Origin of the sequence: Aminiphilus circumscriptus DSM 16581, from assembly GCF_000526375.1 — a bacterium.
Classification (GTDB): Bacteria; Synergistota; Synergistia; order Synergistales; family Aminiphilaceae; genus Aminiphilus; species Aminiphilus circumscriptus.
The window spans coordinates 1-9,967 of the sequence record NZ_JAFY01000003.1 but is presented as its reverse complement, the minus strand read 5'-3'; the positions used below and the strand labels follow the sequence as shown (position 1 = coordinate 9,967).

The following is a 9,967-nucleotide window of genomic DNA, read 5'->3' as shown; positions in this document are numbered from 1 at the left end:
GGAACCGCCCCGTTGGGGAGAGGCGAGGCGCCGTTGGATAGAGAGCATCGCCTCGGAGGAGAAGGTGCGCCTGGGGCGGGAGGCGGGGGTTCTTCTCGGAGAGTGGTTCGAGGATCCGGAGGAATTACGGAGCGAGATCAAAAAACTCGGCATCGCCTCCGGAGGTGAGCAGGTGAGCGGCGATCTCGTGAGGGCGCTTTCCGTGGACGAGGGACGCAAGGCACTTCTGGATTTTCTCGACGGATTCTGCCGGAAGGATCGACGTGCCGTTCTGGATGCACTTGGAACCCTGCGCAGACGAGACGAGGTGCTCGCTGCGGTAACGGCGTTCTACAACAGGGTTCGTGGAGCCATGTATCTGTCGTTGATGAAAGGAACCCTCCATGAGGAAGTGGTGCGGGCGCTCGGATTACGGCCTTACCAGCGCAAACTCGCCGAAGAGGCGGCCTCGCGTTATACGCCGGAGACGCTGAAACATGTTGTGGCCGAGACAGCCGCCCTCTCCTGCCGGGAGAAATGGGGTCGGGGTGCCGGATGGAACGACCTGGAACTCATTGTTCTGGGTGCGATGAAGTAACCCCGGGCGGATGGGGGTGCGATGGCATCAAAAAAGGACGTCCCTCGGAGGGGCGTCCTCTGTTTGTGTTTTCCGCAAGCGGTGCAACAAACGTTACTTGCCCGTGGCGAGGGATTTGACGAGCTTGGTGAGGTTCGCCTTGCGGCGGGAAGCGGTATTCTTGTGGAGAACACCCTTGACCACCGCTTTGTCCAGAATGGACTGGGCTTCATTGAGCCTGCTCTGGGCAAGTTCGTCGTTCCCGCTCTGAACGGCCTCGAGAACGCGCTTTCCGCAGTCTTGCAACGACTTGTCCAGTAGCGGTTGTAAAGCCGGTTTCGCTCGGCGATACGCACTCGCTTTTCGGCGGATTTCTTGTTCGGCAATGCTGTCACCTCCTTCGTCATGAGCAGAGGCCATTCTAACATGCTGAATGCTCCTTGGGCAACTCCGGAGTGATGTTTTCCGAAGATGTGCTATGATTATGCGTCCCGCGTCGGATTTTGACGGGGATTTTTTTTCGACGGGGCGACGGAGAACTGGGTGAGGGGCGTTCATGGGATGAACACGGACATGCAGGCGATATTCGGCCCCGAGGGGCCTTTCGCGAAGACCTTTCCCGACTACGAGGTGCGGCGGGGCAGGAGGACCTCGCAAGGCGGGTATGGGATCTCTGTGAAAGCTCCGAGGGCGGCATCCTCGCTGCAGAAGCTCCTACAGGGATAGGCAAGAGTTTTGCTCTTCTCGTTCCGGCTCTGCTCTGGGCACAGAAAAGAGACGCGCGCATTCTGTTCCTCACGGCGGGAATTCCGCTGCAGGAGCAACTCCGGGACAAGGATCTCCCTTCCCTCTCTCCGCGTGCCTCGGTTTTTCTGTTCCTTCGTGGTGCTCAAGGGGCGGGGCAGATATGTCTGCAGACGACGAGCTTTTGACCTTGGAGGTCCGGAGGGATTCGTCCTCTTTCAATGGGGGACGCCGGTGTTGGAGTGAGACACTCCTGCACTGGCTTTCGAGGACGGAGACGGGGAACTGGACGAACTCGGTTGCCCGGAGGACATCCTCTATTTGCGGCGGCGGCGGCACAGCAGAGGGGGTGTCTCGGTGCTCGTTGTCCGGAAAGAGAGCGTTGTTTCGTTCTTCGGGCGTTCCGTCTCGCCCAGGATGCCCGGCTTGTCATCGCGAATTACCATCTTTTTTTTGCCTACACCATCGGCCTTGGCGTTCCCTTTCCCGTTTCCTTCAATCTGCTCGTCTGTGATGAGGCGCATCGCATGACCGATTCGGCCCGTTCCGCCGCGAGCCGTACAACGAGCCTCGACGAATGGAGACGTCTTCTCGGAGGACGTGCCGTCACATCGGCGCTTTTCTCGCTGACACGAAGTGGCCGAAACGGTGAAGCTGTTCTTGGACCATCTCGGCACATGCAACAGAGAAATCGAAGTTCTTTTCGGAAAGCATTTCCTTTCGATACGGAGCGGGGAAGACCTTTTTCACCGCCGATCCGCAGCTGGTCCAGGCCGGACGGAAAGTATGTCATGCCGTGACAGCCGTGTTGCGACCGCTTGCCTTTCTTGACGACATGGAGGGCGACGAAATATCGGAGGAGAGAGCTACCTTGGCTGCCTGGCGGGGACGAGCTGAAGAAGCCCTCGGTGCGCTGTCCTGTGTCTCGCCCGTCGAAAACTATCCCGAATGGGCCTACTGGGTGGGACGGGACATCTTTGCAAAGCGCTCCACACTCTGTTCCGAGCCAGATTTCGCGAAGGTGTGGAACGCTGTGCTCCTCACGCCGTCGTGTCGCCTCGGCGACGCTTTCCCTGGCGGGGGGATCTGCGTTTCTGGAGGCGGAAACCGCTTGGAGCCGACCGATACGCTCGTTCTCGAATCCCCCTTTCCCTTGCGGGAGCAGATGGAAGTCTGGGTGATCTCAACGGGGATGGCCGTTCCCGACCCTGGGTTACACAAAGGGTGGCGGAAATCGTCGAAAAGCTTGTGGAACAGAACGGGGGGAGTACTCTTGTCCTTCTCTCGTCGCTGCGGTCTGTTGAGGACGGGTTGGAGAGCGGCCTCACCTCCCGAAAGAGGGGATACGACATTTCCCTTCAGGAAGCCTGCCGAGGGGGGAATTGCTGCGTCGATTCAGGGAAGACCTTGCATCCGTCCTGGTGGGAGTGTGTCCTTTCGAGAGGAATTGACGTCCTGGTCCGGTCTCACTCAGGTCATCATCGATTCGCATTCCTTTCCCTCATCCGAATGACCCCGTTGTTAGAAGCGCGGAATCGCCTGGAGGGAAATTCCTCGTTTCGGATGTGACACTTCCCTGGGCAAAGCTGCCTCCTCAAGCAGGCCGTGGGACGCCTTATTCGGACTCGCACGGACAGGGGGAGAGTGGTCATTCTCGACGGTCGAGTGGTGGAAAGGAAGGATTGGAAAATTCTCGACGCGCTTCCCCGGGTGGTCGTTCGACCTTTGCGAGTGCGGATTCGCTCTTGATGTATATTCCTTTGCCGAAGCGGTTTTGTAGCGTGTTTCGGTTTGCTTTGGAACGGGGCGAAGGAATTGCGGTCATGTGCCGAATCTGTGGACTGTCAGTTGCTCCGGTGAATCTGGTGTGCTATAGTAATCCGGCTGTCTGAAGAGAGCGGCTTTTTCCCTTCATCCGCATGTGTTCGAGGAGGTGTCCCCATGAAGCGTACATATCAACCGCACAATACCCGGCGCAAGCGGGCCATGGGTTTTCTGGTACGTTCGCGTTCCGCCGCCGGTCGTCGAATTCTTCGCAACAGAAGGCGCAAGGGCCGCGCACGGTTGGCGGTCTAGTAAAGGGCGTGGCGTTTCCTTTTCCCGATCGCTTCGCCTGCGAAAGCGATGGGAGTTCGACCCGGTCTTCCGCACCGGCCGAAAGATCCAGGGAAGCTGGGTGCGGGTTGTTCTTTGGTGGATGCCCCCGACGGAATAACCCGCGTGGGCGTCGCGCCGTGGGCAAACGGCAAGGCGGCGCCCGGTTTGCCGGAGCAGGGTAAACGTGTTCTCCGAAGAGGCATTTCGTCACCTGCTTCCTCTGACGAAGGAAGGACTCTGGAATTGTGGGCGATGCTTCGCTCAAAGTGCCCTTGGCGATTCTGCCTGCGCGTGTCTACGACGACATGCGACAGGTTTTGTTTGCGGAGGGCTTGCTGCGAGTCTCCCGAATGCCGGTGGAATGGAAAGTGCTCCGGTTGTCTTCTCGGGACTCTTGCGAAAGTGTTCCGGAGAACCGGCGGTGGATGCGGAGATGTCCTTCTCTTCGCCGGGCGGAACCCGCACTCTCGCCGGGACGCGTCGTTTCCGGCGAGGATGGCGGTTCTTCCCATCCTCTTCTATCAGCGGTGTCTTTCTCCCTTTTGGGAACGAATTGCCGTTTTTATCCCCCTGTTCCCAGTATATGCTCGAGGCGATCCTCCGGTTCGGCGTTCTGCGCGGAACCGGGCTCGGCGTGAAACGTCTTTTGCGGTGCGGTCCCTGGAACCCAGGGGGTTTTGATCCCGTTCCCGAGAAAATCGCGGCGTAAAGACCCGAGCGGACGAGAAACGAAAGAAACAGCTTTAAAGAAACAGCTTTTCAGAGGCGGTGAACGAAGATGAGTGCACTGGTGGAATGGCGGGTGGCGGCGCTGCTGCTCGGCATCTTGAACTTCTTCTACAACCTGTTCCATTCCTATGGTATCGCCATCATCCTTTTGAACGGTGGGTGGTGCGAATTCTGCTGCATCCGCTCTCGCACAAACAACTGGTGAGTATGCAGAAAATGGCAGAAACTCCAGCCCAGGCTCAAAGTACTTCAGGAAAAGTTCGCGGGAGACAAGGAACGACTGAACAAGAGAACCATGGCTCTCTACAAGGAGAACAACGTGAATCCCGCGGCGGGGTTGTCTTCCCCTCCTCGTGCAGCTCCCGATTCTGATTCTCCTGTTCCGCGTTCTTATGGACTTGAATCTTACTGGCCTATTCCTTTCTCGGTATCCATTCTGGATAAATCCGTGTACGGGCTCTCGGTTCCGCCCTCGGGATCACGGATCCGGAGGTGGGGGCTCATGGCCCATTGTGAACGCCCATCGGAATCCAATCCGGGAGGCCTCTCTCAAGTGGGGCTCTATTTGGGGAATGTGCTCTTCTCATAGGCCCTTCATAATGGCTTATATCACGTGGGTTCCAACAGCAGGCGCTCACGGGGGTGCATCGCGAATCCCGCAGAATGGCGTTCAATGAAACTGTTCAATATGCCGCTCTTTCTGGTGTTCAATGGGCTGTTTTGAGCCCTACCCCGGCGGTGGCTGCTTCATACTGGGCGGGTTTTTCCTCACTCATCGGTGTTGCGCAGCAGTGGTGGGTCACACAGGAAGAACCTGACCATTTATGAGATAAGCAGGAGAAACCCCGCTTCAAGCACCAAGGGACTCTCGTTCCGTCACGAGCGAACCTCCTTCCCCACACCCTTCGGGAGGAAACTCCTCCTCCCGGACACGGGGACACGGACTTTCCCCTTACTCGCCTTTTACTTGGACAGGTGGTTTCTCCTTGAACCAGCGCGGGTTTCTCCTGCATCTCAATGTCGGTTCTCCTGTGGACCCACCACTGCTGCGCAAACACCGATGAGTGAGGAACCGCCCAGTAGAGCAGCAACACCGCCGGGTAGGCCTCAAACAGATGAACCACCAGAAAGAGCGGCATGAACCAGTTCATGAACGCCATCTGCGGATTCGATGCACCCGTGAGCTGCTTGTTGGAACCACGTGATATAGCCAATGAAGGCCATGAGAAGCACATTCCCCAAATAGAGCCCCACTTGAGAGAGGCCCTCCCTCGGAATTGGTTCCGATGGCGTTTCACAATGGCCATGAGCCCCCACCTCCGGATCCGTGATCCCGAGGGCGGAACCGAGAGCCCCGGTACACGATTTATCCAGATGGATACCGAGAAAGGAATAGCCAGTAAGATTCAAGTCCATAAGAACGCGGGAACAGGTAGAATCAGAATCGGGAGCTGCCACGAGGAGGGGAAGACAACCCGCCGCGGATTCACGTTGTTTCTCCTTGTAGAGACCCATGGGTCTCCTTGTTCAGTCCGTTCCTTGTCTCCCGAACTTTTCCTGAAGTACTTTGAGCCTGCTGGAGTTTCTGCATTTTCTGCATACTCACCAGTTTGTTTGTGCGAGGCGAGCTGCAGCAGAAATTCGCACACCACCACCGTCAAAAGGATGATGGCGATACCATAGGAAATGGAACAGGTTGTAGAAGAAGTTCAAGATGCCCGAGCAGCAGCGCGCCACCCGCATTCCCACAGTGCACTCATCTTCGTTCACCGCCTCTGAAAAGCTGGTTTTCTTTAAAGCTGTTTCTTTCGTTTCTCGTCCGCTCGGGTCTTTACGCCGCGGATTTTCTCGGGAACGGGATCAAAACCCCCTGGGTTCCAGGGACCGGCACCGCAAAAGACGTTTCACGCGCGAGCCCGGTTGCCGCGCAGAAACGCCGAACCGAGGATCGCCTCGAGCATATACTGGGAACAGGTGGGATAAAAACGGCAATTCGTTCCCAAAAAGGGAGAAAGACACCGCTGATAGAAGAGGATGGGGAAGAACGCCATCCTCGCCGGAAACGACGCGTCCCGGCGAGAGTGCGGGTTTCCCGCCGGCGAAGAGAAGGACATCTCCGCATCACCGCCGTTCTCCGGAACACTTTTCGCAAGAGTCCCGAGAAGACAACCGGAGCACTTTCCATTCCACCGGCATTCGGGAGACTCGCAGCAAGCCCTCCGCAAACAAAACCTGTCGCATGTCCGTCGTAGACACGCGGCAGGCAGAATCGCCAAGGCACTTTGACGAAGCCATCGCCACAATCCAGAGTCCTTTCCTTCGTCAGAGGAAGCAGGTGACGAAATGCCTCTCGGAGAACACGTTTACCCCTGCTCCGGCAAACCGCGCCGCCTTGCCGTTTGCCCACGGCGACGCCCACGCGGGTTATTCCGTCGGGGGCATCCACAAAGAACAACCGCACCAGCCTTCCCTGGATCTTTCGGCCGGTGCGGAAGACGAGGTCGAACTCCCATCCGCTTCGCAGGCGAAGCGATCGGGAAAAGGGAAACGCCACGCCCTTTACTAGACCGCCAACCGTGCGCGGCCCTTGCGCCTTCTGTTGCGAAGAATTCGACGACCGGCGGCGGAACGCGAACGTACCAGAAAACCCATGGCCCGCTTGCGCCGGGTATTGTGCGGTTGATATGTACGCTTCATGGGGACACCTCCTCGAACACATGCGGATGAAGGGAAAAAGCCGCTCTCTTCAGACAGCCGGATTACTATAGCACACCAGATTCACCGGAGCAACTGACAGTCCACAGATTCGGCACATGACCGCAATTCCTTCGCCCCGTTCCAAAGCAAACCGAAACACGCTACAAAACCGCTTCGGCAAAGGAATATACATCAAGAGCGAATCCGCACTCGCAAAGGTCGAACGACCACCCGGGGAAGCGCGTCGAGAATTTTCCAATCCTTCCTTTCCACCACTCGACCGTCGAGAATGACCACTCTCCCCCTGTCCGTGCGAGTCCGAATAAGGCGTCCCACGGCCTGCTTGAGGAGCAGCTTTGCCCAGGGAAGTGTCACATCCCGAAACGAGGAATTTCCCTCCAGGCGATTCCGCGCTTCTACAACGGGGTCATTCGGATGAGGGAAAGGAATGCGATCGATGATGACCTGAGTGAGACCGGAACCAGGAACGTCAATTCCCTCTCGAAAGGACACACTCCCCACCAGGACGGATGCAAGGTCTTCCCTGAATCGACGCAGCAATTCCCCCCTCGGCAGGCTTCCCTGAAGGAAAATGTCGTATCCCCTCTTTCGGGAGGTGAGCCGCTCTCCAACCGTCCTCAACAGACGCAGCGACGAGAGAAGGACAAGAGTACTCCCCCGTTCTGTTCACAAGCTTTTCGACGATTTCCGCCACCCTTTGGTCGTAACCAGGGTCGGGAACGGCATCCCCGTTGAGATCACCCAGACTTCCATCTGCTCCGCAAGGGAAAGGGGGATTCGAGAACGAGCGTATCGGTCGGCTCCAAGCCGGTTTCCCGCTCCAGAAACGCAGATCCCCGCCAGGAAAGCGTCGCCGAGGCGACCACGACGGCGTGAGGAGCACAGCGTTCCACACCTTCGCGAATCTGCTTCGGAACAGAGTGTGGGGAGCGCTTTGCAAAGATGTCCCGTCCCACCAGTAGGCCCATTCGGGATAGTTTTCGACGGCGAGACACCAGGACAGCGCACCGAGGGCTTTCTTCAGCTCGTCCCGCCAGGCCAGCCAAGTAGCTCTCTCCTCCGATATTTCGTCGCCTCCATGTCCGTCAAGAAAGGCAAGCGGTCGCAACACGGGCTGTCCACGCATGACATACTTTCCGTTCCGGCCTGGACCAGCTGCGGATCGCGGTGAAAAAGGTCTTCCCGCTCCGTATCGAAAGGAAATGCTTCCGAAAAGAACTTCGATTTCTCTGTTGCATTGCCGAGATGTCCAAGAACAGCTTCACCGTTTCGGCACTTCGTGTCAGCGAGAAAAGCGCCGATGTTGACGGCACGTCGCTCCGAGAAGACGTCTCCATTCGTCGAGGGCTCGTTGTACGGCTCGCGGCGGAACGGCCGAATCGGTCATGCGATGCGCCTCATCACAGACGAGCCAGATTGAAGGAAACGGAAGGGAACGCCAAGGCCGATGGTGTAGGCAAAAAAAAGATGGTAATTCGCGATGACAAGCCGGGCATCCTGGGCGAGAGCGAACGCCGAAGAACGAAACAACGCTCTCTTTCCGGACAACGAGCACCGGACACCCCTCTGCTGTGCGCCGCCGCCGCAAATAGAGGATGTCCTCCGGGCAACCCAGTTCGTCAGTTCCCCCGTCTCCGTCCTCGAAAGCCAGTGCAGGAGTGTCTCCACTCAACACCGGCGTCCCATTGAAAGAGACGAATCCCTCCGACCTCCAGGTCAAAAGCTCGTCGTCTGCAGACATATCTGCCCCCGCCCCTTGAGCACCACGAAAGGAACAGAAAAACCGAGCACGCGAAGAGGGAGGGGAGATCCCTTGTCCCGGAGTGCTCCTGCAGCGGAATTCCCGCCGTGAGGAACAGAATGCGCGCGTCTCTTTTCTGTGCCAGAGCAGAGCCGGAACGAGAAGAGCAAAAATCTTGCCTATCCCTGTAGAGCTTCCTCTGCAGCGAGGATGCCGCCCTCGGAGCTTTCACAGAGATCCCATACCCGCCTTGCGAGGTCCTCCTGCCCCGCCGCACCTCGTAGTCGGGAAAGGTCTTCGCGAAAGGCCCCTCCGGGCCGAATATCGCCTGCATGTCCGTGTTCATCCCATGAACGCCCCTCACCCAGTTCTCCGTCGCCCCGTCCAAAAAAAAATCCCGTCCAAAATCGCGCGGGGACGCATAATCATAGCACATCTTCGGAAAACATCACTCCGGAGTTGCCCAAGGAGCATTCAGCATGTTAGAATGGCCTCTGCTCATGACGAAAGGAGGTGACAGCATTGCCGAACAAGAAATCCGCCGAAAAGCGAGTGCGTATCGCCGAGCGAAACCGGCTTTACAACCGCTACTGGACAAGTCGTTCAAGACTGCGGGAAAGCGCGTTTCTCGAGCCGTTCAGAGCGGGAACGACGAACTTGCCCAGAGCAGGCTCAATGAAGCCCAGTCCATTCTGGACAAAGCGGTGGTCAAGGGTGTTCTCACAAGAATACCGCTCCCGCCGCAAGGCGAACCTCACCAAGCTCGTCAAATCCCTCGCCACGGGCAAGTAAACGTTTGTTGCACCGCTTGCGGAAACACAAACAGAGGACGCCCTCCGAGGGACGTCCTTTTTTGATGCCATCGCACCCCATCCGCCCGGGTTACTTCATCGCACCCAGAACAATGAGTTCCAGGTCGTTCCATCCGGCACCCCGACCCCATTTCTCCCGGCAGGAGAGGGCGGCTGTCTCGGCCACAACATGTTTCAGCGTCTCCGGCGTATAACGCGAGGCCGCCTCTTCGGCGAGTTTGCGCTGGTAAGGCCGTAATCCGAGCGCCCGCACCACTTCCTCATGGAGGGTTCCTTTCATCAACGACAGATACATGGCTCCACGAACCCTGTTGTAGAACGCCGTTACCGCAGCGAGCACCTCGTCTCGTCTGCGCAGGGTTCCAAGTGCATCCAGAACGGCACGTCGATCCTTCCGGCAGAATCCGTCGAGAAAATCCAGAAGTGCCTTGCGTCCCTCGTCCACGGAAAGCGCCCTCACGAGATCGCCGCTCACCTGCTCACCTCCGGAGGCGATGCCGAGTTTTTTGATCTCGCTCCGTAATTCCTCCGGATCCTCGAACCACTCTCCGAGAAGAACCCCCGCCTCCC

Annotated in this window: 11 protein-coding genes and 4 pseudogenes; 7 read left to right on the top strand and 8 right to left on the bottom strand. The window is 57.8% G+C overall.

What is annotated here, in order from left to right; translation table 11 throughout:
* On the top strand, nucleotides 1-577 hold a 577-nt coding region (locus K349_RS19350), incomplete at its 5' end, for a hypothetical protein (RefSeq protein ID WP_029165168.1).
* A 93-nt stretch (nucleotides 578-670) separates the two neighbouring features.
* Here the strand turns inward: K349_RS19350 and rpsT are convergent.
* Nucleotides 671-942: pseudogene (gene rpsT, locus K349_RS16720) on the bottom strand (30S ribosomal protein S20).
* 1,963 nt (nucleotides 943-2,905) lie between these two features.
* On the opposite strand from rpsT, the gene K349_RS20075 reads away from it, so the two are divergent.
* From K349_RS20075 to K349_RS19660, 5 genes and pseudogenes are all read left to right on the top strand, one after another.
* A complete protein-coding gene (locus K349_RS20075; RefSeq protein WP_084460273.1) occupies nucleotides 2,906-3,049 on the top strand; it encodes a helicase C-terminal domain-containing protein in 144 nt (47 codons plus the stop codon).
* Between the two features lie 192 nt (nucleotides 3,050-3,241).
* On the top strand, nucleotides 3,242-3,376 hold the full coding sequence (gene rpmH, locus K349_RS18635; RefSeq protein ID WP_084460272.1) for a 50S ribosomal protein L34: 135 nt from the start codon (nucleotides 3,242-3,244) through the stop codon (nucleotides 3,374-3,376).
* 382 nt (nucleotides 3,377-3,758) lie between these two features.
* Complete coding sequence (locus K349_RS19975) at nucleotides 3,759-4,106, top strand: membrane protein insertion efficiency factor YidD (RefSeq protein ID WP_338022309.1); 348 nt, start codon at nucleotides 3,759-3,761, stop codon at nucleotides 4,104-4,106.
* Between the two features lie 69 nt (nucleotides 4,107-4,175).
* Nucleotides 4,176-4,331 (top strand): hypothetical protein, encoded by a 156-nt coding sequence (locus K349_RS19665; protein ID WP_245588019.1) that lies wholly within the window; start codon nucleotides 4,176-4,178, stop codon nucleotides 4,329-4,331.
* Nucleotides 4,332-4,397: 66 nt separating this feature from the next.
* A pseudogene (locus K349_RS19660) lies at nucleotides 4,398-4,715 on the top strand (hypothetical protein); the annotation flags it as partial.
* A 518-nt stretch (nucleotides 4,716-5,233) separates the two neighbouring features.
* Here the strand turns inward: K349_RS19660 and K349_RS17955 are convergent.
* The 6 genes and pseudogenes from K349_RS17955 to K349_RS19110 form a co-directional block, all read right to left on the bottom strand.
* Nucleotides 5,234-5,641 (bottom strand): hypothetical protein, encoded by a 408-nt coding sequence (locus K349_RS17955; protein WP_051464279.1) that lies wholly within the window; start codon nucleotides 5,639-5,641, stop codon nucleotides 5,234-5,236.
* A 389-nt stretch (nucleotides 5,642-6,030) separates the two neighbouring features.
* Nucleotides 6,031-6,177 (bottom strand): membrane protein insertion efficiency factor YidD, encoded by a 147-nt coding sequence (gene yidD / locus K349_RS16700; protein ID WP_084460274.1) that lies wholly within the window; start codon nucleotides 6,175-6,177, stop codon nucleotides 6,031-6,033.
* Nucleotides 6,178-6,500: 323 nt separating this feature from the next.
* Nucleotides 6,501-6,680: pseudogene (locus K349_RS19115) on the bottom strand (ribonuclease P protein component); the annotation flags it as partial.
* A gap of 8 nt (nucleotides 6,681-6,688) precedes the next feature.
* Nucleotides 6,689-6,823: a 50S ribosomal protein L34 gene (gene rpmH / locus K349_RS18620; RefSeq protein ID WP_084460272.1), complete on the bottom strand. Its 135-nt coding sequence runs from the start codon at nucleotides 6,821-6,823 to the stop codon at nucleotides 6,689-6,691.
* 192 nt (nucleotides 6,824-7,015) lie between these two features.
* Nucleotides 7,016-7,492 (bottom strand): annotated as a pseudogene (locus K349_RS0107035) (helicase C-terminal domain-containing protein); the annotation flags it as partial.
* Between the two features lie 735 nt (nucleotides 7,493-8,227).
* Nucleotides 8,228-8,512 (bottom strand): hypothetical protein, encoded by a 285-nt coding sequence (locus K349_RS19110; protein ID WP_157367323.1) that lies wholly within the window; start codon nucleotides 8,510-8,512, stop codon nucleotides 8,228-8,230.
* Nucleotides 8,513-9,064: 552 nt separating this feature from the next.
* Here K349_RS19110 and K349_RS16695 point away from each other — a divergent pair.
* Nucleotides 9,065-9,442 (top strand): 30S ribosomal protein S20, encoded by a 378-nt coding sequence (locus K349_RS16695; RefSeq protein WP_338022308.1) that lies wholly within the window; start codon nucleotides 9,065-9,067, stop codon nucleotides 9,440-9,442.
* A gap of 25 nt (nucleotides 9,443-9,467) precedes the next feature.
* Here K349_RS16695 and K349_RS19335 read toward each other — a convergent pair.
* Nucleotides 9,468-9,967: hypothetical protein (locus tag K349_RS19335; RefSeq protein ID WP_029165160.1), on the bottom strand; the 500-nt coding region annotated here is incomplete at its 5' end.

What these genes read in the sequence shown, in the direction of transcription:
- K349_RS16695 (WP_338022308.1), top strand. Translation starts at nt 9,065, where the DNA reads ATGTTAGAATGGCCTCTGCTCATGACGAAAGGAGGTGACAGCATTGCC.
- rpmH (WP_084460272.1), bottom strand. Translation starts at nt 6,823, where the DNA reads ATGAAGCGTACATATCAACCGCACAATACCCGGCGCAAGCGGGCCATG.
- K349_RS17955 (WP_051464279.1), bottom strand. Translation starts at nt 5,641, where the DNA reads ATGGGTCTCTACAAGGAGAAACAACGTGAATCCGCGGCGGGTTGTCTT.
- K349_RS19975 (WP_338022309.1), top strand. Translation starts at nt 3,759, where the DNA reads ATGGAAAGTGCTCCGGTTGTCTTCTCGGGACTCTTGCGAAAGTGTTCC.
- K349_RS19665 (WP_245588019.1), top strand. Translation starts at nt 4,176, where the DNA reads ATGAGTGCACTGGTGGAATGGCGGGTGGCGGCGCTGCTGCTCGGCATC.
- rpmH (WP_084460272.1), top strand. Translation starts at nt 3,242, where the DNA reads ATGAAGCGTACATATCAACCGCACAATACCCGGCGCAAGCGGGCCATG.
- yidD (WP_084460274.1), bottom strand. Translation starts at nt 6,177, where the DNA reads ATGGCGTTCTTCCCCATCCTCTTCTATCAGCGGTGTCTTTCTCCCTTT.